Source organism: Paenibacillus humicola, assembly GCF_028826105.1.
Taxonomy (GTDB): domain Bacteria; phylum Bacillota; class Bacilli; order Paenibacillales; family Paenibacillaceae; genus Paenibacillus_Z; species Paenibacillus_Z humicola.
The window spans coordinates 995,591-1,019,400 of the sequence record NZ_JAQGPL010000001.1; the positions used below are offsets into that span (position 1 = coordinate 995,591).

24 protein-coding genes are annotated in these 23,810 nt (G+C 57.6%); 18 read left to right on the top strand and 6 right to left on the bottom strand.

What is annotated here, in order from left to right; genetic code table 11:
* The first annotated feature begins 11 nt into the window (after window positions 1-11).
* Both PD282_RS04835 and greA read left to right on the top strand, forming a co-directional pair.
* A complete protein-coding gene (locus PD282_RS04835; protein ID WP_274649214.1) occupies window positions 12-683 on the top strand; it encodes a response regulator in 672 nt (223 codons plus the stop codon).
* 67 nt (window positions 684-750) lie between these two features.
* Window positions 751-1,230, top strand: coding sequence for a transcription elongation factor GreA (gene greA, locus PD282_RS04840; protein WP_274649215.1), 480 nt, complete (start codon window positions 751-753; stop codon window positions 1,228-1,230).
* A 152-nt stretch (window positions 1,231-1,382) separates the two neighbouring features.
* Here greA and PD282_RS04845 read toward each other — a convergent pair whose 3' ends face one another.
* Window positions 1,383-1,664 carry an ArsR/SmtB family transcription factor gene (locus PD282_RS04845; protein WP_274649216.1) on the bottom strand — a complete coding sequence of 94 codons (282 nt, stop codon included), beginning with the start codon at window positions 1,662-1,664 and terminating at the stop codon, window positions 1,383-1,385.
* Window positions 1,665-1,813: 149 nt separating this feature from the next.
* On the opposite strand from PD282_RS04845, the gene PD282_RS04850 reads away from it, so the two are divergent.
* The 5 genes from PD282_RS04850 to PD282_RS04870 all read left to right on the top strand — a co-directional run bounded on the left by PD282_RS04850 (window position 1,814) and on the right by PD282_RS04870 (window position 7,173).
* Window positions 1,814-2,467: an HD domain-containing protein gene (locus tag PD282_RS04850; protein WP_274649217.1), complete on the top strand. Its 654-nt coding sequence runs from the start codon at window positions 1,814-1,816 to the stop codon at window positions 2,465-2,467.
* A 37-nt stretch (window positions 2,468-2,504) separates the two neighbouring features.
* Window positions 2,505-3,107, top strand: coding sequence for a hypothetical protein (locus tag PD282_RS04855; RefSeq protein WP_274649218.1), 603 nt, complete (start codon window positions 2,505-2,507; stop codon window positions 3,105-3,107).
* A 157-nt stretch (window positions 3,108-3,264) separates the two neighbouring features.
* Window positions 3,265-4,152: a helix-turn-helix domain-containing protein gene (locus PD282_RS04860; RefSeq protein WP_274649219.1), complete on the top strand. Its 888-nt coding sequence runs from the start codon at window positions 3,265-3,267 to the stop codon at window positions 4,150-4,152.
* A 268-nt stretch (window positions 4,153-4,420) separates the two neighbouring features.
* Window positions 4,421-6,001 carry a spore germination protein gene (locus tag PD282_RS04865; RefSeq protein ID WP_274649220.1) on the top strand — a complete coding sequence of 527 codons (1,581 nt, stop codon included), beginning with the start codon at window positions 4,421-4,423 and terminating at the stop codon, window positions 5,999-6,001.
* Window positions 5,998-7,173: a Ger(x)C family spore germination protein gene (locus tag PD282_RS04870; RefSeq protein ID WP_274649221.1), complete on the top strand. Its 1,176-nt coding sequence runs from the start codon at window positions 5,998-6,000 to the stop codon at window positions 7,171-7,173. Before PD282_RS04865 ends, PD282_RS04870 begins: the two co-directional genes overlap by 4 nt.
* A 7-nt stretch (window positions 7,174-7,180) precedes the next feature.
* On the opposite strand, the gene PD282_RS04875 is transcribed toward PD282_RS04870, so the two are convergent.
* Entirely contained in the window at window positions 7,181-7,402 is a 222-nt protein-coding gene (locus PD282_RS04875; RefSeq protein WP_274649222.1) for a YczF family membrane protein, read from the bottom strand.
* A gap of 100 nt (window positions 7,403-7,502) precedes the next feature.
* Here PD282_RS04875 and PD282_RS04880 point away from each other — a divergent pair, with 100 nt between their 5' ends.
* Window positions 7,503-8,618: a GerAB/ArcD/ProY family transporter gene (locus PD282_RS04880; protein ID WP_274649223.1), complete on the top strand. Its 1,116-nt coding sequence runs from the start codon at window positions 7,503-7,505 to the stop codon at window positions 8,616-8,618.
* A gap of 207 nt (window positions 8,619-8,825) precedes the next feature.
* Window positions 8,826-9,413 carry a permease gene (locus tag PD282_RS04885; protein ID WP_274649224.1) on the top strand — a complete coding sequence of 196 codons (588 nt, stop codon included), beginning with the start codon at window positions 8,826-8,828 and terminating at the stop codon, window positions 9,411-9,413.
* A gap of 188 nt (window positions 9,414-9,601) precedes the next feature.
* Here the strand turns inward: PD282_RS04885 and PD282_RS04890 are convergent, their stop codons facing one another.
* Entirely contained in the window at window positions 9,602-9,868 is a 267-nt protein-coding gene (locus PD282_RS04890) for a DUF2533 family protein (RefSeq protein ID WP_274649225.1), read from the bottom strand.
* 163 nt (window positions 9,869-10,031) lie between these two features.
* Here PD282_RS04890 and PD282_RS04895 point away from each other — a divergent pair, with 163 nt between their 5' ends.
* The gene (locus tag PD282_RS04895; protein WP_274649226.1) at window positions 10,032-11,462 is read left to right on the top strand and encodes an immunoglobulin-like domain-containing protein; all 1,431 of its coding nucleotides are present in this window, start codon (window positions 10,032-10,034) and stop codon (window positions 11,460-11,462) included.
* Between the two features lie 123 nt (window positions 11,463-11,585).
* Here PD282_RS04895 and PD282_RS04900 read toward each other — a convergent pair whose 3' ends face one another.
* On the bottom strand, window positions 11,586-12,401 hold the full coding sequence (locus PD282_RS04900) for a Cof-type HAD-IIB family hydrolase (RefSeq protein ID WP_274649227.1): 816 nt from the start codon (window positions 12,399-12,401) through the stop codon (window positions 11,586-11,588).
* Between the two features lie 146 nt (window positions 12,402-12,547).
* On the opposite strand from PD282_RS04900, the gene PD282_RS04905 reads away from it, so the two are divergent.
* Both PD282_RS04905 and PD282_RS04910 read left to right on the top strand, forming a co-directional pair.
* Complete coding sequence (locus PD282_RS04905) at window positions 12,548-13,987, top strand: S41 family peptidase (RefSeq protein WP_274649228.1); 1,440 nt, start codon at window positions 12,548-12,550, stop codon at window positions 13,985-13,987.
* A 219-nt stretch (window positions 13,988-14,206) separates the two neighbouring features.
* On the top strand, window positions 14,207-15,706 hold the full coding sequence (locus PD282_RS04910; protein WP_274649229.1) for an IMP dehydrogenase: 1,500 nt from the start codon (window positions 14,207-14,209) through the stop codon (window positions 15,704-15,706).
* A gap of 89 nt (window positions 15,707-15,795) precedes the next feature.
* Here the strand turns inward: PD282_RS04910 and PD282_RS04915 are convergent, their stop codons facing one another.
* Window positions 15,796-16,572 carry a hypothetical protein gene (locus tag PD282_RS04915; protein WP_274649230.1) on the bottom strand — a complete coding sequence of 259 codons (777 nt, stop codon included), beginning with the start codon at window positions 16,570-16,572 and terminating at the stop codon, window positions 15,796-15,798.
* Between the two features lie 82 nt (window positions 16,573-16,654).
* Window positions 16,655-17,260: a DUF2087 domain-containing protein gene (locus tag PD282_RS04920; protein WP_274649231.1), complete on the bottom strand. Its 606-nt coding sequence runs from the start codon at window positions 17,258-17,260 to the stop codon at window positions 16,655-16,657.
* Between the two features lie 601 nt (window positions 17,261-17,861).
* On the opposite strand from PD282_RS04920, the gene PD282_RS04925 reads away from it, so the two are divergent.
* From PD282_RS04925 to PD282_RS04950, 6 genes are all read left to right on the top strand, one after another.
* A complete protein-coding gene (locus tag PD282_RS04925; protein WP_274649232.1) occupies window positions 17,862-18,548 on the top strand; it encodes an MBL fold metallo-hydrolase in 687 nt (228 codons plus the stop codon).
* Between the two features lie 211 nt (window positions 18,549-18,759).
* Window positions 18,760-19,422: a FusB/FusC family EF-G-binding protein gene (locus tag PD282_RS04930; RefSeq protein ID WP_274649233.1), complete on the top strand. Its 663-nt coding sequence runs from the start codon at window positions 18,760-18,762 to the stop codon at window positions 19,420-19,422.
* Window positions 19,423-19,735: 313 nt separating this feature from the next.
* Complete coding sequence (locus PD282_RS04935; protein WP_274649234.1) at window positions 19,736-20,593, top strand: AraC family transcriptional regulator; 858 nt, start codon at window positions 19,736-19,738, stop codon at window positions 20,591-20,593.
* Window positions 20,594-20,708: 115 nt separating this feature from the next.
* On the top strand, window positions 20,709-21,983 hold the full coding sequence (locus PD282_RS04940) for an ABC transporter substrate-binding protein (protein WP_274649235.1): 1,275 nt from the start codon (window positions 20,709-20,711) through the stop codon (window positions 21,981-21,983).
* A gap of 15 nt (window positions 21,984-21,998) precedes the next feature.
* Entirely contained in the window at window positions 21,999-22,886 is an 888-nt protein-coding gene (locus tag PD282_RS04945) for a carbohydrate ABC transporter permease (RefSeq protein WP_274649236.1), read from the top strand.
* Between the two features lie 19 nt (window positions 22,887-22,905).
* A complete protein-coding gene (locus tag PD282_RS04950) occupies window positions 22,906-23,787 on the top strand; it encodes a carbohydrate ABC transporter permease (RefSeq protein ID WP_274649237.1) in 882 nt (293 codons plus the stop codon).
* Window positions 23,788-23,810 lie beyond the last annotated feature (23 nt).

The window sequence follows — 23,810 nt, forward strand, 5'->3', positions numbered from 1 at the left end:
GATGGATGACGATGACTTCGGACGACACGATCAAGGTGCTGCTCGCGGACGATCAGACGATGATCCGGCAGGGTTTTGCCTATGTCATTGGCCTGCAGCCGGATATGACGCTCGTCGGCGAAGCGGCCGACGGGAAAGAAGCGGTTCATCTTGCCGAGCGGCGCCGTCCCGACGTGATCCTGATGGATATCCGGATGCCCGGCATGTCCGGAATCGAAGCGGCGCGCGAAATCGCGAAGAAGGCTTCGGGCGCCAAGATCGTCATTTTAACGACCTTTGACGATGAAGAGTATATTTACCTCGGAATCCGAGCGGGGGCGATCGGCTACCTGCTGAAGGATGCGGATGTGGAGGAAATGCTCGCGGCCGTCCGCTCGGCGCACCGCGGCGAAGCTGTTTACAAGACGGGGCTGGCCGCCGAAGCGTTGTCGCGCGTCGTTTCCACCGGCCTGGTTTTCCCCGGTTCGGAGCCGCAGGAACCGCTTCTCGAGCCGCTGACGGAGCGCGAACGGGAAATTTTGCAGGAGATGGCTTATGGCCTTCGAAACGACCAGATCGCCCGAAAGCTGATGATCGCCGAAGGAACGGTCAAATCGCATGTCCACCGGATTTTGCAGAAATTCGGCTGCGAGGACCGGACGCAGGTGGTCGTCGCCGCGCTTCGGGGCGGAATGGTCCGTTAATCCGGCGCCGCAGGTGCCGAATCGAGGCTGGAACAAGATGTGATCGACAGGAAACGAGGGTGAGCGTATGGAGAACGAACAAACCATTTTGACGCCGGAAGGGTTCAAAAAAATCGAGGATGAGCTGCGGGTGCTTAAAAGCACCGGGCGGAGGGAGCTGGCTGAGCGGCTCAAGGTGGCGATCAGCTATGGCGACCTGAAGGAAAACAGCGAATACCATTCGGCCAAGGAAGACCAGGCGTTTATGGAATCGCGGATTCAGATGCTGGAGCGGATGCTGAAAAACGCCCGTGTCGTCGATACGGCCGGCATGAATCTCAGCGAAGTGAACATCGGGTGCGTCGTCACGCTGAACGACATCGAATTCGCCGAGAAGGTCGAGTACCGGATCGTCAGCCCGGCAGAGGCGGACGTGGCCGACAATAAAATTTCCTACGAAAGCCCGCTCGGCAAGGAGCTCCTGGGCAAGAAGGTCGGCGATACGATCAGCGTCGAGGCGCCTGTGGGCACTCTGCAGTACGAGCTGCTGGAGATCAAACTGGACTAAATATTTGCGAGGTTAAGCTCCGCCCCGTCCAAGGACGGGGCTTTTGTTTGCCGATTTGTTGAAAACGGCAAACAAGCGGCCTTTCCGGGCCGCTTACATTTTATATTTCTACAATTATAGAAACAAGAGTGAAAAAAACGCATTGATAAAATTCACTGGAGCAAATACGGCGCGTATTTCCGGGCGACGTCGAGGTTCATGCTGTAATAAATGTAGGTGCCGTCCTTGCGCAGGTCGAGCAGGCCGCACTCCGTCAGCTGCTTCAAATGATGGGACAGCGTCGACCCGGCGACCGATTCCAGCTTGCTGCCGATATCCGAGCAGCAGAGCGTCCGCTCTCCCGTGAGCAGCAAGGCGATTTTGAGGCGGGTCGGCTCCCCGAGCGCCTTGTAGATTTTGACCGCTTGCCTGATCTCCGCCGTTTCTTCCATCATTGCCGCTCACCCTTGTCGTTTCGTTATTTCTAGATGCATTGAATTATACGATATCATACGCTTTTAGGGAAGTAAACAGGAATCGGCCCGGCCGGGCGCGAACTTGTTATCCTATATTTATGTCGATCAGGAAGGAACCGGATACCACGATGGAAAACGAACGCGAACGAATCATGGAAGCCGCCAGGCAATTTGCCCGCTCGGAGCTGGAGCATGATGCGACCGGCCACGACTGGTGGCACATTCACCGTGTCGTCACGATGGCGGAGCGGCTCGCCCGGGCGGAAGGGGCGGACGTCTTCGTCTGCATCGCCGCCGCCGCGCTGCACGATGTGGCGGATGAGAAGCTGAACGAATCGAAGGAAGCGGGGCTCCGCAAAGTGAGCGGCTGGCTGGAGCGGCAGGCGATGACGGACGCGGACAGGGCTCATGTGACGGATATTATTGCGACGATGTCTTATCGCGGCGGCGCCAACCCGCCAATGCGCACGCTGGAAGGCAAGGTCGTCCAGGATGCGGACCGGCTCGACGCGATCGGAGCGATCGCCATTGCCCGGACGTTTCTGTATGCCGGCTGGAAGGGCGATCCGATCCACGATCCGCAGCTTCCGCCGCGCGAAACGATGACGGCGGAGGAGTACCGGCGCGGCCGGAGCACGGCGATCAACCATTTTCACGAAAAGCTGCTCAAGCTGAGCGCCTTGATCAACACGCCGTCGGCCCGGGCGATCGCCGAAGAGCGGCATGCGTTTATGGAGCAGTATGTCGAGCGTTTTTACCGCGAGTGGTCGGGGGAAATGTAGCGAATTGCAGCGGGATGCGAAAGGGGCTGACGTTCAAATGGCGTGGTCGGAGCTGAGACAAATTCCGAACGAATATAACGAAGCGGCCGAACGAATCGATACCGAGCTGTTGCGCCTGGTGCAGGAGCGAAGACGGCTGGCGAAGGGCAAGCGGTTTTTTCCGCCGGCGGAGACGGTGGAAGCATGGTCGGCGTCGCTGGGAATCGAGGCCGCGGAAATTCGTTATATTTTGGATAGTATGAACGAGAAAATACGCGCAGCGGTTTGGCACGAACCCGGCGAGCTGCGGCAGGTGGTGCCGCTCATGAAACGGACGGTTGTAGAAAATTGCGAATATATGCTGACGCACGCGATGAACCACGAGCGCGCGAGCATCGTTTTCGCGGAATTCAACTATTTGGACGAGGATTGCGATGAGATTCGGCTAAAGCCCAATTTGATGCTCGCAATTATCGGCGGCGATTATACCGTTAGACGGCGCGGCATGCACGGAGGCGGCCCGCAAACGAAGATGGAGTTCATCGTTTCGCCGCCGCTGCCGGAATCGCTGGATGGACTGGCGTTTTCGTTCGTACCGGGCGCCCCTTATCTCGAACGAAAAGTGCGGGAGATCCGATTGGAGCGGCAGGTCGATTTTTGATTCCGGCTTGCCGGCCCCGGGAGCATTCAACCGCCGGTTGCACGCGATTCATGAAAGCGATTCAACCAACCGCCGATTGGCTGGGCGCCTGCGCCTATGATACGTTGAATACAGCAAATCGGCCGATCTGCAATTGAAGAAGCAGGAGGAACGGTTCATGGATATACGTAAAATCGGTGCCTTTATTTCGGAGTTAAGAAAAAACAACAATTATACGCAGGCGGAGCTCGCCCAATCGCTGAACGTCACCCACCAGGCGGTGTCGAAATGGGAGCGCGGCGAGTCGCTGCCGGACATCGGCCTGCTGCCGCCGGCGGCCCGGCTGCTCGGCGTAACGGTCGACGAGCTGTTAAACGGGGAACGCGCCATGGTTCAAAAGGCGGCTGCAGCGGGAGCGGCGGACCGGGCGGAAACGGCAGCGCCGCAGCAAATGGAAGCTGCGGAGCGAATGGAAACGGCAGTGCCGCAACCAATCATTGCGGTTGAGCCGATGGAAACGGCAGCGCCGCATCCAGTAGCAGCGGCAGAGTCGACGGTATCGGCAGCACCGCAGCAAATAGTAGCAGCGGAGCCGATGGAAACGGCAGCCGCTCTGGAAAAACCCATTTCGGCCGGGCAGCGGCTGACTTTAGATCAAGTGAGCAGCCTGGCGCCTTTTCTCGAGCGGGCCACCCTGGAGAAGGTCGTGGATAAGGTGGTCGAAGGCATCGTCGAGCCGGGCAAGCTGCTCGCTCTTGCTCCGTTTCTGGGTCACGAGTCGCTGGACCGTCTGGTCAATCTGGTCGAAGACGGAGTGCTGCACGGGGACGTCATTTCCGGGCTCGCGCCGTTTCTTTCCAGGGAGACGCTGTCCAGGCTCGTAAGGAGAGCGGCCGACGGGACGATCGACCTGGAGCAAATTTTGGGCCTGGCTCCTTTTCTCGAGCAGTCCGATCTGGTCCTGCTGATCGAAAGCTCGCCGGACGGCCTGCATCCCGGGCATTTGGCCCAGCTCGCGCCATTTCTTCCGCAAAGCCTGCTGGAAAAGCTCATTCTCAATTTTTAACGAGACCGCGAAACACCCACGCTTTTCACCTTATCGAAGAGGCTGACCGACGGGCCTCTTCGATTTTTCATTTTATCGGGCTCGAACCCGTCTATGGGGCTCAGGGCGACATGCCGGAGAAGGAGATCCGGTATTGCTCGGGGCAGGTGGCGTTTCCGCCGCTCGCTGCACTTATACTTCCGGATAAGCCGTCCCCGCCGCCGTTTTGTTTTTTACCGCACGGGGAATAATAATACAATCCTGACATCTTATGACGAAGCAGAAATGAGTGGGAGCTGTGTTTGGCTTTGGATATCGCAAGCAGCCGTCCGGAGGCGGTTCTTCGGGAACTGCGGGTGCCCTGCCGGCTAAGATTACGATCGACGCGCAAATCAAGGATAACCTGGATTACGTCCGGGCGATCGTCGGCGAGAGCCCCGACATTACGATCCGCGAATTCGAATACGGACGGTCCGGCAAGAAGATCGCCGTTGTGTATGCCGACGGCATTTCCGATAAAAAAATCGTTAACGAATTCATCTTGAAACCGCTGGCGATCACCAACAAGCAGGATGATCTGGACAAGATGAAGCCGGGAGAGGATCTCTTCGATTACATCAAAACGAACGGCACGGCCGTCGGCGAAATCGAGGTTCAGGCGAAATGGAACAAAACGATTCTGTCCATTCTGTCGGGGGATACCGTCATTTTTGTGGACGGCTGCGAGAAGGCCATGATTTGCGGCTCCAGGGGCGGCAAAGTGAGAGCGATTTCCGAAGCGAACTCCCAGGTGGTCATTCGCGGATCGAAGGAAGGCTTTACGGAAACGCTCGGCACGAACATCGCGCAGGTCCGCCGCAGAATCCGCAGCTCGAACCTTTGGCTCGAGACGATGCAGATCGGCAAAGTTACGCACACAGACGTCGCCATTATGTATATCAATGGGCTGGCGAAGGATGAAGTGGTCCAGGAAGTCATCAGCCGGCTGAAAAAAATCGAGACCGACTCAATTCTCGAATCCGGTTATATCGAGCAGCTCATCCAGGACAGCACGTACACGCCTTTTCCGATCATGTACAACTCCGAACGGCCGGACACGGTCGCGGGCAACCTGCTGGAGGGACGGATCGCGATTTTTGTGGACGGCACGCCGTTCGTGCTGGTCGCTCCGGCTTCGTTTGTCATGTTTTTTCAAGCGGCGGAGGATTATTATCAAAATTACCAGGCCGCCTCGCTCATACGCCTGCTCCGCTACGGCGCGTACCTCATTTCGCTGTTTGCGCCTTCGATCTATATCGCCGCCATTACCTTTCACCAGGAAATGATTCCGACGCAGCTCGTGATCAGCCTGGCGGCCCAGCGGACGAACGTCCCGTTTCCGGCCTTTATCGAAGCGGCCATAATGGAAATTTCCTTTGAAATTTTACGGGAAGCCGGCCTCCGGATGCCGCGCGCGATCGGCCAGGCGGTTTCGATCGTCGGCGCGCTTGTGCTCGGCCAGGCTGCCGTCGAAGCGGGGCTGATCTCCTCCGCTATGGTCATCGTGGTCGCCATTACGGGCATTTCGAGCTTTGCGACGGCGTCGTACGATTTGGCCTTGTCGGCCCGGATCATCCGTTTCGCCCTCATGGTCGCTTCGGCCTTTCTTGGCTTCTACGGCGTTGCGATTCTGAGCATTATCATCCTTGCCCATCTGTGCGCGCTGCGTTCCTTCGGAGTGCCGTATCTCGCGCCTATAACGCCGTTCAAGCTGAACGACCAGAAGGACGTGCTCGTCCGGCTCCCGTGGCGAAAGCTGCTGTCACGGCCCGATATTGCAAACAGCGAAAATCAGGTCCGGCAGGAGCCTTCCGGAAAGGAACCGCAATGAAGCGGCTGGTGAAGGTGATCGGCATCATCGCCCTGCTCAGTTTGACGCTTCCGGTTTCGGGCTGCTGGAACGGCAGGGAGCTGAACGATTTGGCGATCGTAACCGGTATGGGCATCGACTGGCTGCCTCAATCGAAGCAGTACCGGCTCTCCTTTCAAGTCGTGAATCCGAGAAGCGTCTCGACAGGGGTCAACGGCGGCGGCGGAACCGGAGACAAGCCGATCGTCGTCTACTCGGAAAACGGCGATACGTTGTTCGGCTCGCTTCGCAAAACGTCCCGGAAGGTGTCCCGGCAGCTGTTTTTTTCTCACACCCAGCTGCTCGTGGTCGGGGAAGATATGGCCAGGCAGGGGATCGAAAAGCTGTTCGATTTTTTCGACCGGGCGCACGAATTCCGGCTGAACACGCCGGTCATCGTTGCCGAGGGCACAACCGCGGAAAACGTACTGGAGCGAGTAACTCCGCTGGAGAAGGTTACCGCGGATGGATTGGCGAAGCGCCTCCGGGTCACGAAGTCGGTATGGGCGCATAACGTCACGATGCAGGTCCGGGAGGTCGTCTCGGCGCTGAGCGGATTGGGGGATTTCGCTCTGAGCGGCATCCGGATCGAACAAAAGGGCACCTTGAAATTCGACCGGATCGCCATTTTTGAAAAGGGTAAAATGATCGGCTGGTTAAAAGGGGACGCCGCGGTCGGCATCCTGCAGATCCGAAATCAGATCAGAAGCACGATTGTCGAACTGGACTGCCCGGTTCAATCGAACAACGATAAAATCGCCGTCGAGCTGGTCAATTCCAAGGCGGGCATCAAACTGGAGATGAGAAACGGCAGCCCGTTTTTCCATCTTTTGGTTGAGGAGGCGGGGAATATCACCGAGGTCCATTGTGCGATGGATTTGAACAATAAAGAGGCGATGACGAAGCTTCAGGGGCAGTGGGCGAAAATAACGAAAGCGACCATCGTGAGAACCGTGAAAGCCACCCAGCAGAAAAAAAGCGATGTGCTCGGCTTCGGGGATGCGGTCAAACGCTCCTATCCGAAGCAGTGGAAGAAGATGAAAACGAACTGGGACGAGCGGTATGCCGGCGTTCAGTTCGATGTCCGGGTAGAGGCCTATCTCCGGCTGACCGGGATGACAGGCAAGACGTATATCGCGGACAGGGAGAAATAAACGCTCCTCATTTCCTCCCTTTTTTGGCCGATCGGCGGCCAAGGCCCGGGAGAAACCGGACGAACGGCACGGCAATCAGCGCGATCAGGAACAGGGCTTCCCCCTTCCTCAGCACATGAAACGTATTGATCAGCGTGAGCACCGCCTGGTGAAGCGACCTGCCGGACACGACGTCCACGGCCGCGAGAAACGACAGCTCGAGCGCAAAGATCAGCAGATAGATCAGCACGATTTTAATCGGAAATCACCCGGCTCTTTGAATGGATGTTCTATCAGGATTTCCGCATTCACAGGCAGCTAAACGTACGGGAGACGAAGGAGGCGAAAGCATGTCGGCGGACAAACAAACCATCAACGGAGTTCAGCTTTTTTCCATGATGATGCTGTTTATATTCGGCACCGCGCTGGTCATCCCCGTCGGTTTCCAGTCGGGTCAGGAGGTGTGGCTGTCGATCCTGCTCGCCCTTCCCGCCGGGCTGCTGCTGTTTCTGGTTTTCGTTTACCTGTACCGTGCCTACCCCCGGCTTATCCTGAGCGGCTACCTCCGCAAAATACTCGGGGCGCCGATCGGGCTTCCGCTTGCCGTCCTATACGCGATCTATTTCATGTATGTGTCGGCCCGCAATTTGCGGGAAGCCGGCGATTTGCTCATTACATCAGCCTATGATGTCACGCCGAACTTCGTCATCCAGACCGTCATGATTCTCGCCGTCATCTACGTGCTGCGGAAAGGGCTGGAGGTCTTTTACCGGCTGGGCCAAGTCTATTTCTTCATCATCGTCTCGATCGGAGTGATCGGCAATATGCTGTTTATTTTCTCCGGTCTGATCGATCTGAAAAATTTGCTTCCGCTTACCGGAGAGGGGGGCTGGAAGCAGACGCTGTCGTCGGCGTACCCGTCGATATTCATGTTTCCGTTCGGCGAGACGGTCTGCTTTATGACCGTTTTTACGCATTTGAAAGCGAAAAATGAAGCCCGCAATTACGGCCTTACGGCGATGCTCCTCAGCGGCATTGCCCTCAGCCTGACGCATGCGATGGAAATATCGGTGCTCGGTCCCGATATTTATTCGCGGTCGATTTTTCCGCTGCTCTCGGCTCTGCGCCTCGTCAATATCATGAATTTCATTCAGCGGATGGACGCGCTCGTCATTCTTGCGCTCATTATCGGCGTATTCTTTAAAATGACCATGTACGCTTACGCATCGATGGCGCTGGCGGCGGACGTGTTTAACGTGAAGGAGGTGAACAAGCTCGCATATCCCGTATCCATCGTCATTCTGTTCGCGTCCATGATGTCGGCCTGGAGCTTTCCCGAGCATAATGAGGAAGGGCTGACCGACGTTAAACTGTTAAAGCCGATCTTCTGCCTGATGATTCCTTGTGTCCTGATGATTGTTCACGTGCTGCGTAAACGGCTGTCCAAGGCGCGGGCCCGGGCTTGAGCGGGGCCAGGCGATATTTTGCTTGACATAAGTAACCATTGGTTATATTATAACCACAGGTTAGTAACCATTGGTTACAAAGATGGAGACGGAAGGATGATTTGGGTGAGCTTTGTGGTGTTTATGCTGTTGTTTACAATCGGCTGCGGCGTGCTCGATGCGAAAATCGGGGGCCGCGAGCGGAGCAAAAGGAGAGAGGTGAGCTGAATGTTTGCGGGACATTTCGGGTTGGCCGCGGCCGTGAAGGCGAAGGAGAAGGACGTGCCGGTATGGGCGCTGATGCTGGGAACGCAGCTGCTTGACGTCATTTTCGTGCCCCTCTACCTGTCGGGCGTCGAAACGATCGTGCCGGTCGGAGGAATGGGTTACGGAAGCGGGCTGATCCATGCCGATTACTCCCATTCGCTAGTTGGGGCCGCAATCATCTCACTTATTTACGGATATATCGGACGGCGCGCATGGGGCAAGAGGGCGGGAACGGTGCTCGGTCTCGTTACCTTCAGCCACTGGCTGCTCGACCTGATCGTGCATCGGCCGGACCTGCCGATCCTGCCGGGCAATCTCGGTTCCCTTCCGCTGCTCGGCTTCGGCTTATGGCGCCATCCGGCCGTAAGTGCCTGGCTGGAAGGAATCATGATCGCGGCCGGCTTTCTGCTCTATTTCCGTTCCGCTCTTGCACGTTCAAGGAACGCGCGCTCCGGAGCGGGCGGGAAGAGCAAAAAGTGGGCCTATATCTCCTCCGCCGCGATGGGCGTCCTGCTGCTGTCGTCGCTCCTGACCGATACGATGGGCTAAAATCGAAGCCGTTCCCCGAGCGTTTGCGCATGCGGACGTTATGGGAGCGGCTTTTTGCTGGCGTACGCGGCATATGCCGGACGTTGCGGGAGCGGCTTTTTGCCGGCGTACGCGGCATATGCCGGACGTTGACGGAGAGCGGCTTTTCAGCTCACGGCCAAGAGGGGCGCCGCCAAGCCCGGACCGGTTCACGGCCGCCGCTGCTGCTTGACGGCATACTCCCGGACCATGTCTTCCGTGACGAAGACGCGGGTCGGCGATATGCCCTGTTTGGCATGCTCGTTGATGGCCGCCGTCGCGGCATTGATTTCGTCGACGCCAAACGGTTCTCCGGCGGCGCAGCGGGCAAGCGCCCGTTCGATCGCCTGCTCCCTCAGCTCGTCCAGCTCCATAAACCGGACCAGATGCCGGTGCTGGGCGGTGACGTGCTTCGTAATCGCTTCATGCGCGGACATGCTGTGCACTCCCTCCGTAAGGTTTACCGCTCATTATAGCATAGGGCGGCACGGCACGCTCGCCGGAAACGATTTTGCCCGCGTGCCCCCATAAAATACCAGCCCTTCGCGAAAGGTATCGTTGAGAACGTTACCAAATTTTGCGAACAGGGAGAGGTTGAAAATGTGGAAACGGGTAGCGGTGCTGGCCTTCGCGGCCATGATGCTGGCCGGCGGCACGGCGATGGCGCACGGCGGCGGAAACGGGCACGGCAAAAGCGGCGAGCATCACGGGCACGGCAAAAAGAAAGAAATGACCGCCTGCGTACCTCCGGGACTTAAAAATGCGCTTGCGCATGTAAAAAACGAGAAGGCGCGGGCGGCGATCAAGCAGGCGCTCGCGAAGCGGATGTCTGCATGCGGGGAGAAGGGGACGAAGCCCTCTCCGCGGCTGACGGATACGCAGCGCGTGACAGCCGACGCCGCGGCGCTGCAAATCCGGTACAGCGGCAGCGATACGGCCTCCTCCGTAACCGGACCGGTCGCGCTGCCGGTCCGCGGGAAGAACGGCTCGGCGATCGCGTGGAGCTCGAACCGGCCGGACCTGATTTCCGCTTCCGGCGCGGTCCATCGGCCGCAAGGTTCAGACGCGGCGGTCGTGCTGACCGCGAAGCTGCACTACAACCGGGCGACGTCGTCGAGAACCTTCACCCTTACGGTGAAAGCGGCGCCGGCGGCGATGACGGACCAGCAGCGGGTAAACGCCGACGCTGCGGCACTTCAGCTGTGGTTTAACGGCTCGGATACTTCCGCAAGTGTGACGCAGCCGCTGAAGGCGCTGCCGCTGAAGGGGAAGAACGGCTCGACGATTTACTGGTATTCCTCCGCGCCGGCGGTCGTGTCGAACGACGGGCGGACGGTAAACCGGCCGGCTTACGGCAGCGGCGACCAGAACGTCGTGCTGACGGCGGTCGTCAGCTATCAGACCGCTTCGCAGTCGAAGACGTTCACGATCACCGTCAAGGCGCAAATGAGCGATGCGCAGCGGGTGGCCGCGGATAAAGCCGCGCTCGCCATCGATTTCGGCGGCTCGGATACGAGCTCCCGCGTGACGCGGCCCTTCGATGCACTGCCTTCAGCCGGCCCGAACGGCTCGGCAATCGTGTGGACGTCCAGCGCGCCGTCCGTGATTTCGAATGACGGCAAGACGGTCAATCGCCCCGCGGCGGGCGCCGGCGATATCAACGTCGTGGTGACCGCCTACTTGACCAACGGCACGGCGGCGGATGTGAAGGTATTCGTGCTGACCGTCAAGCAGCAGTTCACCGCCGCCGAGAAGCTGGCCGCCGACAAAGCGGACCTGGCCGTCCGGTACGCCTCGGGCGATTCCGCGGCGAGCGTAACGAAGTCGGTTGCGCTGCCGACGACGGGCTACTACGGCAGTACCATCGTCTGGTATTCCAGCGCGCCTTCGATTATCGCCGACGACGGACGGCTGCTCAGCCGGCCGGCCCGCGGGCAGCAGGCTTCCGTTGTGACTCTGCTTGCTTATATCAAGAACGGCGGCCTAGAGGACGTGAAGACGTTCACGCTGACCGTGAAGCCGCTCCCGTAAGGCTTCCTCATGACAAACGAAAGGCCCTCGCCGACTGTCATTGGTCGATGAGGGCCTTTTTTAACTTCCCGAAGAAACAAACCTGTTCCACCGTCAAAGGGCGGTGCCGGCCGTTTCTTCCTCTCATTTATCCAGCACGATTTCCTTGTTCAGCACGAATTTCTCGATGACCCGGCGCACGCCTTCCTCGTTGTTCGACACCGTCACGTAATCGGCAATCTCCTTGAGCCGCGGCAGCGCATTGCCCATCGCCACGCCGAGTCCGGCTACCTCGATCATCTCATGATCGTTCCAGGAATCGCCGATTGCGATTACCTCGTCCAGGCTGCAGCCGATATGCTGCGCCATGAACGCGATCGCATGCCCCTTCGTGCCTTCCTTATGCATGAATTCCAAATAATGCGGCTTCGATTTCGTAATATGCACCCGGTCGCCAAACAATCCGCCCAGCTCAGTCTTCAGTTCGTCCAAGACGGCTGGCTCGTCGATGATGAGCATTTTCGTCGACGGACGGCCGATCAGCTTGCCGAGGTCCGGCTCGACGACGAACGGGATTTTGGACAGGCCCGCGTAGTCCCGCGATTTCTCGTTATCTTCGGCGACGTACAGCACATCGTCGATATAGAGCTGCAGGTGCAGCCCCCGCTCCCGGCAAAACGCCAGCAGCTCCTCCGCGACGTCCTGCGGCACCTTCCGCTCGTAAAGCACCTGCTCATCCATGAGCGTCTTCACAAGCGAGCCTTGGTACGTAATAATCGGCACGTTCAGCTCGGTCTGCATCGCGATTTTTTTCGCGGAGGGGAACATGCGGCCGGTGGCCAGCGTGACGAACACGCCGCTTGCCACCGCTTCGGCGAGCGCCGCCTTCGTGCCGGGCGTCACGACGAGGTCGTCCGTCAGCAGCGTATCGTCGATGTCGATCGCAATCATTTTGTACATATCGGTTTCTCCTGCTCCTTTAAGTTCGTGCATTTTCATTGATTGTATCGGAATTTGCGGGGACCGACAACCCTCTCGCTTGCGGGACGGGCCGTAAATGCGATAAAGTGAGGAGACGAGCTGATGCGAAAAGAGGTGGACCGGCCTTGAGCCTTTTCGGGGAAAGAGCGGAGAAGCAGCGAAGGAGAGCGGCTGCGACAGCTGCGGTAGTGATCGCATGCGGGATCGGATTTGCCGGCGGACGATTGTCCATGACGGCGCAGTATCCGATTATAAAGGATGCGAGCTTCCGCAATTTATCGTTTGCATATAACGAAATTATGGCGAACTATTTGACCGGGGCCAAATCGAAGTCGCTGGTCGACGGCGCGGCCCAAGGGATGGTCGCGTCGCTGGACGACCCGTATTCGGTCTATTTGTCCGGCGAACAGGGCGAGCAGTATATGGAGTCGTACCAGGACCATTTTGTCGGCATCGGGATTGAAATCCGGCAGCAGGACGGCGACTTCATCATCCAGGATACGATCGAGGGCTCTCCGGCGGCCAAATCGGACCTCAAGGCGGATGACGTCATCCAGGCGGTTGACGGCAAGCCGGTGAAAGGCATCACGCTGACCGAGCTGAAAAACCGGATACAGGGCAAAGCCGGCACGGTCGTCAAGCTGACGGTCCTCAGGGAAGGGACGGCCGAGCCGCAGCAAATTCCGGTCACGCGGGGCGAAGTGCCGGTAATTACCGTGACGTCGGAAATGATGGCGAATCGGATCGGGGAAATTACGATTACCCGGTTTGCGGAGAAAACGGCGGACGAGTTTAATCGCGCGATCGAGTCGCTGCAGAAACAGGGCATGAAGGCGCTGCTGATCGATTTGCGGGGAAATCCGGGCGGGCTGCTCGACCCGACGATTCAGCTCGCAAACCGGTTCGTGCCGAAGGGCCAGGTTATCGTGCAGGTGGTATACAAGGACGAGAAAAGCGTCATCACGCATAAATCGGAGCAGCAGACGCCCTGGAAGCTGCCGATCGCCGTTCTGGTCGACGACAATACGGCAAGCTCCGCGGAGGTGCTGACGGCGGCGCTGAAGGAGCGGGCGCACGCGACGGTCGTAGGACAGAAAACGTTCGGCAAGGGGATCGTGCAGAATTTCCGGCAGCTGAAGGACGGCTCCGTGCTCAAGCTGACCGAAGCCCAGTGGCGCGCGCCGGACGGGGAGTGGATCCACAAGAAGGGGATCGAGCCGAACGTGCCGGTGCAGGCGCCGGCTTACGCCCTGCTGCCGAGCCTGCCGGTCGGGCTGCAGCTGAAGGAAAACGACTACGGCGACAAGGTGAAAACGGTACAGACGATGCTGCAGACGCTTGGCTACAGCGCTCCTTCGACCGGCATCTTCGACGCCGCGACGGATGCGGCAGTCCGGGCGTTCCAGCGGGACGAGTCGCTGCCGGCAACCGGCATCGTCAACGACAGGACGGCTTACCAGTTTTCGGTACGGCTGCTCGACAAGTTCAAAAAAGAGGACCCGCAGCGCAACAAGGCGCTCGAGCTGCTGGAGGCGGCCGAGACCGCAGGCGCTGCGGGGTCATGAAGCGCGGGCTGCTGCCCGCGGTTTTTTTTCGTTCAAGCGCCTTGTGCGGTCAGCCGTTCCCGGCGGCTATGGGGCGGCATATCCGGCGCGTTCGGCAGGCGCTCCGGATCGCCTCATGTTTTCCATTGCGCACGGACGCCCGCTGTGATATGATTGTAAAAATTTACGCGAAAACGGAAAGCGCCGCTTCCAAAAAACAAGAGGAGGAATACGTTTCAAATGGCTCATTATTACACCGAACCGTCCCGGACCTTCAGCGAGTATTTGCTTGTTCCGAATCTGACGACGAAGGATTGCACCCCCGGCAATGTCAGCCTGAAAACGCCGATCGTCAAGTACGGGCAGGGCGAGCAGCCGGCCTTTACGCTTAACATTCCGTTCGCATCGGCGGTCATGCAGGCCGTATCGGATGACCGGATGGCGGTTGCGCTCGCGCGCTGCGGAGGCATTTCGTTTATTTACGGATCGCAGGCGGTGGAGGATCAGGCGGCTATGGTACGGAAGGTCAAGGCGTATAAAGCGGGCTTCGTTGTCAGCCGCTCCAATTTGACGCCGCAGCATACGCTGCAGGACGTGCTGGAGCTGAAGCGGCAGACCGGCCACTCCACCGTGGCGATTACGGACGACGGCACCCCCAACGGCAAGCTGCTCGGCATCGTGACGAGCCGCGATTATCGGGTGAGCCGCGATTCGCCGGACAAGCGGGTGCAGGACTTTATGACGCCGTTCGCTTCGCTTATTTACGGGCGTTCCGGCTGTACGCTGTCGGAGGCGAACGACCTGATCTGGGAACACAAGCTGAACTGCCTGCCGATCGTGGACGAGGCGCAAAATCTCGAATATCTCGTCTTCCGCAAAGACTACGACGCGCATAAGGAAAATCCGTACGAGCTGCTCGACGTCAACAAAAGCTATATTGTCGGCGCGGGCATCAATACGAGGGATTATAAAGACCGCGTACCTGCGCTCGTCGAAGCCGGCGTCGACGTGCTTGTCATCGATTCCTCCGACGGCTATTCCGAATGGCAGCGGGAAACGGTGCAGTACGTCAAAGCGAATTTCGACGTGAAAATCGGCGCAGGGAACGTCGTCGACCGCGAAGGGTTTCTTTATCTGGTCGAATCGGGCGCCGATTTCGTCAAGATCGGCATCGGCGGCGGCTCGATCTGCATCACGCGCGAACAGAAAGGCATCGGCCGCGGCCAGGCATCGGCGCTGATCGAGGTAGCTGCGGCGCGCGACGAATATTTCCGGAATACCGGCATTTACGTGCCGATCTGTTCCGACGGCGGCATCGTGCACGATTATCACATTACGCTCGCGCTCGCGATGGGAGCGGATTTCGTCATGATGGGCCGTTATTTCGCCCGCTTCGACGAAAGCCCGACCCGGAAGCTGAAGGTCGGCAACAATTTCGTGAAGGAGTTTTGGGGCGAGGGCTCCAACCGGGCGCGCAACTGGCAGCGGTACGATACGGGCGGCAAGGAAAGTCTCGTGTTCGAGGAAGGGGTCGATTCGTACGTTTCGTATGCGGGCGGCCTGCAGGAGAATCTTGACAAAACGATTCACAAAATGAAATCCACGATGTGCAACTGCGGCGCGAAATCGATCGAGGAGCTGCAGCGCAATGCCCGTATCACGCTCGTCTCCGCGACGAGCATCGTCGAAGGCGGCGCGCACGACGTCATCCTGAAGGAAAGCAGCCTGTCGGCGGAGTAGTCATAGTCTCCGCTGACATAGCACCCCTGTCGGCAAGCCGGCAGGGGTTTTTCGGCATGGCCGGCGAACGGGATTCGCCGGCCGGTTCATCAGCCCCGGATTCGCCGGAAATCCTCCATGAAGGCAAGCTGCAGCCGGGCCATAACGGCATCGTATACGATGAGCCAGACGAGGAACAGAAACGGCAGCCAAAGCGCATTCACGACGAGTCCGGCGATGACGTTGACGAGCACGGCCGCCCCGACGAGCGGCAGGGTGGACGGCGTCCGGCTGCGGAAATAGGCGCGCGAACGGGAGAACGCCTCGGAGAGGGAGCAGTCCTCCGCTACCATCGTGAACTCCAGGTACAGGAACAGGACGCGAAGCACGAGGAACAGGACGAAAAACAGGATCATGCCGGGCACCATCAGGATCAAGGTGAAGATCGCCCCAACAATAAACAGGAAGGCAAATACAACAATATTGAGCAGCAGAAAACGGAAGAAGAATCGCCGTCCGTATGCGGCGAATTGCGCCATCGACAGCTTGCGGCCGTTCGAGGCGTCGCAGAGCAGGCCGACGTAGCCGCCTTGAAGGAAGGATTGTACGGCGAGGTACAGGGCGAGATACAGCAGGACGCCGAGCAGGCTCGCGGCATGAATGCCGCCGCCTCCGGGCAGCTGCACGCTTCCCGGCATGAAGCCCTGCTCCGTTACGGCGCCGATGGACGGCAGGCCCATCTGCAGCGCAAGCTTGAACGTGAGATGCGGACTCCCCTGATAGCCGTGGATGGTCGTGCCGAGAAGCACGGAAAGCGCATCGATCACAATCGGGACGACGACAAGAAGCGGAAACGGGGACAGTTTACCGAAAGGTCCGAATGACAAGCAGACTCCTCCTCCCGCGTAGGGAATAACTTTCTTACATACGTGGAAGAAGCTGGGATGGTTGCGCGGAAGACGAATCATTTTAGGAAAGCTTTTCCCAATCCTCCCACATTTCCCTCGGGTTAAGCTCGTAAATGTCCTGCTCCCGGTACATGAAGGCGTGCATAATCAATTCCCGCCGGATGGTGGCGAAATCGGGGTGGAATTGAAGAATGAATTCGTTGATTTCCTTCTCCGTATACGATTTGCCCGGCTCAAGCTTCCCGGCGAGATGCTCCAGCACAATCAGCTTCTTCTTCAGCTGCACCGGGATATGCTTCAGCCTTCCTTCGGCGGTGAAGAAATTGCGGATCACCGACTGCTGCAGCTTGGCGCCCAAAGGTTCCATGGCGTCCTCCTTTCCTTCGCTTGCTGCGGACTGCGTAATCAACGTCTCCAGTGCCCGCGAATACTGGGTTAAAAAATAACGGTTCAGCGTAAAAAAAATGGCGTTTTTGTCCCGTCTTTCGTTAATCAACCCGACGGTGCGCAGCTTGGCCGCATGATGGGTAATTGTGGCGGGGGACAGGCACAGCCGGTTAGCCAGCTCCAGCCCGGTAAGCTCCCCTTTGGCCAGCAAAATGAGCATCCGCACCCGGGTCGGATCGGCCAACGCCTTATGGTAATGAACGATTTTGTCGAGCTGCATGGCTGAACGCCCTCCGTTATTTGATGTTCATTTAATTAGATATTAATCTAATCCAAAGCGCGTGTCAAACGAAAAATAGGGACCCGGCCGTCGCAACCAGCCGGAATCCCTATCCCTTCACAAACGCATTCAATTGTTACCTGCACACTCCATTCTTACAACTCGCGTTGCTCATTTCAAACCGAAGACGTCGTCCGACTGCGGGTTCCCGCATGTCCCGAAAGCCAACTTCCTACTGGCTTACTCCTTTCCATTCCGAATTATAGGAACACGCTTCGCTTACCTGCTTCATTGGACTATCCCCTTCCGGTGAGGTCATATCATTCGGCAAAGGAATGATATGGTTATAGTGTACAAGCCCACCTGCAGTTTTGTAAATATTCAGAAAAATCAATTAAATGTAGTTGAAAGCGCTTTTACGCCTTAAATCTCCTTTATTCTCGTTTTTATTTACAATTTCGCAAAAATTGAAGACCAGATATCCCGGATCGTCATGCATAAGCGGCAGTGAAAAAAGATTGACACATTGAGTAAAGTGAACTATATTATAACCGACGGTTACTAACCAATGGTTATAATAGATGAAGGCGGTGTAGGCAGCATGAAAGCGGAGCGTGTATCGGAACATATTTGGAGCCTGAGAACGTGGATAATCATCCCCATCCGCGTATGGATCGTCGTGGAAGAGGACGGCGTGGTGCTGGTCGATGCAGGGATCGGCGCCATGGCCCGGGGAATTCTCGCGTTTATCGATAAGCTGGACGCCGGCCCGCTTAAAGCGATCGTATTGACGCACGGGCACTCCGATCATACCGGATCGGTGAAGGCGATTTTGCGGAACAGGCAGGTCCCGGTTTACGCGGACGGCATCGAGCTGCCGTACATGGAAGGCGAGCAGCCCTATCCCCGCCGCAAGAAAGCGGTCCCGTTCCTGCCGAAGGGCATCGCCCGTCCGCTTCCGGAAGCGGGAGGCGAGCCGGCGCCGTTCGGTTCGCTGACGCCTTTCCGGACGCCGGGGCATTCGCCCGGCCATGTCGCTTACTACCACGAACGGGACGGAGTGCTGCTGGCCGGCGACCTGTTCACCTCGAAGCGGGGCCGGCTGCAGCGGCCGATGCCGATGTTCACGGCCGATATGGCGGATGCGGTTCGCAGCGGCGCGATCGTGAAGAAGCTCCGCCCGGCCAGCGTCGAAATTTGCCACGGCGGACCGGTCCTTCACCCCGCGGAGCAGTACGACGCGTACGCGCGGAAGGCAGGGACTGTAAATAACGGATTGAGCCTATGACTCGTGTTCGTATATAATGTCTATATACAAGGGAGGCGGTAGGAATGGCAAAGCATTTTGCCGGAATAAGAAGCTCCTCATGCAAAGCCTGATATAGGGGCGATAACTTTGCATGGGGCCGACGATTCGTCGCCCGATACAAGCGAATATCGTTTCTGATAACGGGCTTTGCGCGTTGTTTTCTCCATCAAGCCAAAGGAGCTGACAAGCGATGTGCAAACCGTTTATTAGAAACCATCACTATAACCTGATCAAGAAGCAGGCCGGACTGCTGCAGCATGCCTGCAGCACGGTGTCCGATCCGAAAGTCGTGGAATCGGTACGATACGGCGTGCTGGCTAAAATCGCCGAGGCGTTCCCGGATGCGTCGGACGCGCAGATGAGGAAGCTGGAGAAGCTGGCGGAGCTGAATTCGGCTGCGGAATTCCAGGCGTATTTGAAGGCGCTCGAGCCGGATGTGCTGGAGTTTGCCGAAACGACCGAGCGGCAGCTGAAAAAGCTGTTCCCGAAAATCAAAAAGCTGAAGACGCCCGCTTTGACCGGCATCGACCGCAGCTTTCTGACCTATCTCGGCTGGACCGATATTGCGGCGAATAAAATGTACCTCGTCTACGAGCTGCACGGCCGGCTCGTCGGCATCGAGGGGAGATTTACGCCGGTGGGCAGGAAAGGCGTCTGCTTTCTGTGCAGCAAGCACGAAGAGATCGCGCTGTTCTCGGCAACGACGAAATGGAAGCCGGCAGGCGCCTCGCCCGATTATTATAAGGCCATCGGGAATTATCTCTGCGCGAACAGCCGCGCATGCAACCGCAACATTACCGATGTCGCCGCATTGGAGAAGTTTATGCAGGACGTTTTAGGGCAGCGCCAATAGACGAAATGGCAGGGAGCATCTGCAGCCGCTTGACAAGAAGCGGAGCGGATGCTCCTTTTTGCTGTGGCCCGGGATATTGAAGCGGAGGGGTACGGCTGCGGTCGCCGGCGGAAAGCAGGCTCATGCCCGCGTTTATGGCTGCCCTCGTTTGGCAAATCCTCCGCTCTGCGCACGTTAGAGAAGCCGGGTTTGAAAGGGAATTTTGGCAGTTTGGCGAATACTTCCATATTAAGGGCAGGTGATATCATACAAGTCATACTTGAGAACACCAATACGCAAAGAAAGGCGGAGTTTTAATGGGGTAACGAAATTTTTGGAAATCGGGCTTATCGACGACGAGTTCCCGATACGGGTCGTCCATACGGGGTCCCGCTTTCATTTCGGCGCGCATTGGCACGAGGAAGTCGAGCTTGTCTACGTTTCGGAGGACCGGGGAAGGGTCGGCGTCAACAGCCGGACCTACGAATTAAGCAAAGGCGACCTGCTCCTGATCAAGCCGGGAGACATTCACTCCTTCCTCCCGGGGACGGGCGAGCTGATCATCGTGGTGTTCCGGCTGCGCTATCTGGCCTGCGGCTTCACCGCCGAACGGGACCTTCAGGATCTGCACCGGCTGTTCGCCAAAACGGCCGTCGTTCCGGCCGAACAGGCTGGACAGGCGAAGCTGTCGGATATTATGAAAGCGATATTATTGGAAAACGAAACGCGCGAAGCCGGCTACCGCTGGGCCTTGAAATCGCGGTTGTTCGACCTTGTCGTTCAGCTCCTTCGCTCTCAGGCTGTCGAGCGCGAGTCCGAACCGGAAGCCGTTTGCGCGCCGCACGGCAAGTTCGCCTGCATCGAGCGGGTCTGCGCTTATTTGGAGGACCATTACGACGAGAACGTGAACATTTCGCAGATTGCCGACCACGTCAAGTTCAACAAGTTTTATTTGTGCAAGCTGTTCAAGGAGATGCGCGGCGTAACGCTGCTCGATTATTTGAACCGTCTCCGGATTACGAAGGCCGAATGGGCGCTGCTGAGCAGCGGGGATTCCATACTGGACATCGCGGTGCAGCACGGCTTCAACAACCTCGGTTCCTTCAACCGCCTGTTTAAGAAATATAACGGCTGCACCCCTTCCCAGTTCCGCAAGCGCAACGGCATGGACAGCGCAATATTTGAACGATGAAAGCCAATATCCGGTGAGCGCGATCCCGCACCGATTGGATAGCATGAGTATATGTAAGCGGTTACGAAATGCCGGCTGCACGGAATCGAAATCTTTGGAAGAAGGACGGGTGCGAATGAGAAGCATGAAAATCGCCGTTTCCCTGATGCTGAGTCTTCTGGCCGTCATCATCGTTTTGGCCGGCTGCACGCAGGTGGGAGCCAAAGCGGATACCCGCCGGGAAATTACGGTCTGGAGCTTTACCGACGAGGCGAAGTACGCCATCCAGAAATTCGAGCAGAAATATCCGGACATCAAGGTGAATTTCGTCAATATCCCGGGCACGTTCTACATTACGAAGCTGAAATCGGCGCTTCAGACCGCATCCAAGGCACCGGACGTGTTCATGATCGAGAACGGCAATATCCGCGAAATGATCGACGTGCCGTATCTTGAAAATTTGTCCGCGCCGCCCTACAACGCGAATGCGCTGCTTCCGCAGCAGTATCCGTTCGTGCAGGCGAACGAGAAGGACTCCGAAGGCAACGTCAGGGCGCTCGGCTACCAGGCGACGCCGGGGGGCATTTATTACCGCCGGGATTTGGCCAAGCAGTATTTGGGCACCGACGATCCCGATCAAGTGAGCAAGATGATCGATACGTGGGATAAAATTTTCGACATCGGCGAACGGGTCCAGAAGGAAAGCGGGGGTAAAATTCACGCGCTGGCCAACTGGAACGCGATCACGATCTCCTACGACAATTTGCCGTGGGTGAAAGGGAACAAGCTCGTGTTCGACGATTCCTACCTGCACATGCTCGATCTGGTGCGCGAAGCAAGGCAGCGGCACGTTTTCGCCGAGCTCGATAACGGCAGCGCGGGCTATGCGGCTTCGATGCAGAAGGGCGAGGTCATGTTCTATCCGGGCGCGAGCTGGGCGCTGCAGTATACGTTCAAGGCGAACGCCCCGGACACGTCCGGCAAATGGGGGCTTGCCCACGGGCCGACCTCATTCAGCTCGGGCGGGACGTACATTGCGATGTACAGCAAAAGCGACAAGAAGGACCTGGCCTGGAAGTTTATCTCCTTTTATAATTTCGACCATCAATTTCTGACCGAGCTTTCGCACGATCAGGACTATTTTACGAGCAATATGGTGGTGGACGATCAGCTGGCGCAGACGGTGACGTCGGATTTTCTCGGCGGACAAAAGCACTTCGAATTTTTCTCCGAGGAAGCGAAGAAGGTGCCGAGCTACAACCGGACCAAATACGACAACGTCATCATCAACGATATTTACAAAAACGTGCTGCAGCTGTACCTGAACAACAAGATCGCGACGAAGGACCAAGCCGTGAAGAGAATTAAACGGGACGTCAAGCTGCGGTTCCCCGAGCTCGACGTCGATTAACAGGGGGTGCGGAGGATGTTTGCCAAAACGATACGCAAAAATCATTACGGGTATCTGTTTATCACGCCGTATTTTATCATTTTCCTTCTCTTCGGGCTGTATCCGATCCTGTACTCGCTCTATCTCAGCTTTACGAACTGGGACGGCATCGGCACGCCGGTGCTTGTGGGGCTCGGCAATTACATTGCCGTCGTGCAGGACCCGCTGTTTTACAAAACGCTGCTGAACACCTTGTTCATCTGGGGCGTCTCCGTCATTCCCCAGCTGACCGTGTCGCTCGTGCTCGCCTTTATCCTGAACGACAAATTGCTGAAAGGAAGGGACATCTTCCGGGCCGTCTATTTCTTTCCGAATATCGTGACGGCGGCATCGCTCGGCCTGCTCGTCAGCCTTATCTTCGACTGGCAGTCGGGAGGACTGAACCATTTCCTGGTGGAGAGCGGCATCGTGAGCCAGCCGATTAACTGGAAGGTCAATCCGTGGTTCATGCGGCTGATCGTGTCGGCCATCCTGTTTTTCCAGTATTTCGGCTATTCGATGGTTATTTATCTCGCAGGGCTGCAGGGGATCGATCCCGCGCTGCACGAGGCCGCCCAGATTGACGGGGCGACGAAGAAGGATATTTTTTTCCGGATTATCGTGCCGATGCTGCGCCCGATCATTCTGTTCCAGATGATCACCTCGACGATCGGCGGGATTCAAATTTTCGACCAGCCGTTTACGCTGACGAACGGCACCGGCGATCCGGACCGCGCCGCGATGACGAGCATCATGTACCTGTACAACGTCGCGTTCCAGAGCACCCGGTACGGGTACGGCGCCGCCATCGCATTTTGCCTGTTCATCATCATCATTCTGCTGTCCGTAACATCGTTTGTGCTGACAAACCGAAAAACGGCCTAAGGGCGAGGAGGCGAATTCCATGGAAGCGGTTAAGCAGGCAAGCCAGGAGCAGGTGTACGCTGCGGCGCGGGAGGGACGCCGCCGGCTGACGGCCGGCAAAGTGCTGCTGTATGTTATCCTCATCGCGATCGCCGTCGTTTGTATCATTCCGTTCTACCTGATGCTCATTTATTCGACCCACAGCAACGCGGAAATCGCGTCGTCGTTCATTTTTTTGCCCGGCTCCTCCCTGATCGCCAACTACGTCAACATGGCATCGAAAATCAACATATGGCGAGGGTTTCTGAACAGCTTCTTCATCGCCGGCTCCTCGACGGTGCTGACCCTGTACATCGGGGCGCTGACGGCCTACGGCTTTGCCAAGTACCGGTTCCGTTTTCGCAACCAGCTGTTCCTGTTCATCCTGGGCACGATGATGGTGCCGGGGCAGCTGGCGCTGATCGGGCTGTACCGGCTGTTCAGCACCTACGGGATGCTCGACAGCTACTCGGCGCTTATTTTGCCGGCGGCGGCGAGCGCGTTTAACGTTTTTTTCATCAAGCAGTTTATGGACAACAGCGTGCCCGACGAAATCATCGAATCCTCCCGCGTGGACGGGGCCGGGGAGTTCCGGACGTTCAACCAGATCATCCTGCCGATTCTCGCGCCCGCCGTGTCGGCGCTCGGCATTTTTCACTTCATCGGCTCGTGGAACAATTTTCTCACCCCGCTCGTGCTGTTTTTCTCGCTGAACAAGTATCCGCTGCCGGTGCTCGTGGCGCTCGTTCAGGGATACTACGGCATGGACTACGGACTCTTGTACCTTGGCGTCGCCATCTCGATCCTGCCGATCATCATCGTGTTCGCGATTTTCTCGCGGCAAATTATCGGCAGCGTGGCCGTCGGGGCGGTAAAAGGGTAGCGGGCCGAAAAATCGCGCCGGGC

Coding starts and splice junctions, on each gene's coding strand:
- PD282_RS04835 (WP_274649214.1), top strand. CDS start 12: ATGACTTCGGACGACACGATCAAGGTGCTGCTCGCGGACGATCAGACG.
- greA (WP_274649215.1), top strand. CDS start 751: ATGGAGAACGAACAAACCATTTTGACGCCGGAAGGGTTCAAAAAAATC.
- PD282_RS04845 (WP_274649216.1), bottom strand. CDS start 1,664: ATGATGGAAGAAACGGCGGAGATCAGGCAAGCGGTCAAAATCTACAAG.
- PD282_RS04850 (WP_274649217.1), top strand. CDS start 1,814: ATGGAAAACGAACGCGAACGAATCATGGAAGCCGCCAGGCAATTTGCC.
- PD282_RS04855 (WP_274649218.1), top strand. CDS start 2,505: ATGGCGTGGTCGGAGCTGAGACAAATTCCGAACGAATATAACGAAGCG.
- PD282_RS04860 (WP_274649219.1), top strand. CDS start 3,265: ATGGATATACGTAAAATCGGTGCCTTTATTTCGGAGTTAAGAAAAAAC.
- PD282_RS04870 (WP_274649221.1), top strand. CDS start 5,998: ATGAAGCGGCTGGTGAAGGTGATCGGCATCATCGCCCTGCTCAGTTTG.
- PD282_RS04880 (WP_274649223.1), top strand. CDS start 7,503: ATGTCGGCGGACAAACAAACCATCAACGGAGTTCAGCTTTTTTCCATG.
- PD282_RS04885 (WP_274649224.1), top strand. CDS start 8,826: ATGTTTGCGGGACATTTCGGGTTGGCCGCGGCCGTGAAGGCGAAGGAG.
- PD282_RS04890 (WP_274649225.1), bottom strand. CDS start 9,868: ATGTCCGCGCATGAAGCGATTACGAAGCACGTCACCGCCCAGCACCGG.
- PD282_RS04895 (WP_274649226.1), top strand. CDS start 10,032: ATGTGGAAACGGGTAGCGGTGCTGGCCTTCGCGGCCATGATGCTGGCC.
- PD282_RS04900 (WP_274649227.1), bottom strand. CDS start 12,401: ATGTACAAAATGATTGCGATCGACATCGACGATACGCTGCTGACGGAC.
- PD282_RS04910 (WP_274649229.1), top strand. CDS start 14,207: ATGGCTCATTATTACACCGAACCGTCCCGGACCTTCAGCGAGTATTTG.
- PD282_RS04920 (WP_274649231.1), bottom strand. CDS start 17,260: ATGCAGCTCGACAAAATCGTTCATTACCATAAGGCGTTGGCCGATCCG.
- PD282_RS04925 (WP_274649232.1), top strand. CDS start 17,862: ATGAAAGCGGAGCGTGTATCGGAACATATTTGGAGCCTGAGAACGTGG.
- PD282_RS04930 (WP_274649233.1), top strand. CDS start 18,760: ATGTGCAAACCGTTTATTAGAAACCATCACTATAACCTGATCAAGAAG.
- PD282_RS04940 (WP_274649235.1), top strand. CDS start 20,709: ATGAGAAGCATGAAAATCGCCGTTTCCCTGATGCTGAGTCTTCTGGCC.
- PD282_RS04945 (WP_274649236.1), top strand. CDS start 21,999: ATGTTTGCCAAAACGATACGCAAAAATCATTACGGGTATCTGTTTATC.
- PD282_RS04950 (WP_274649237.1), top strand. CDS start 22,906: ATGGAAGCGGTTAAGCAGGCAAGCCAGGAGCAGGTGTACGCTGCGGCG.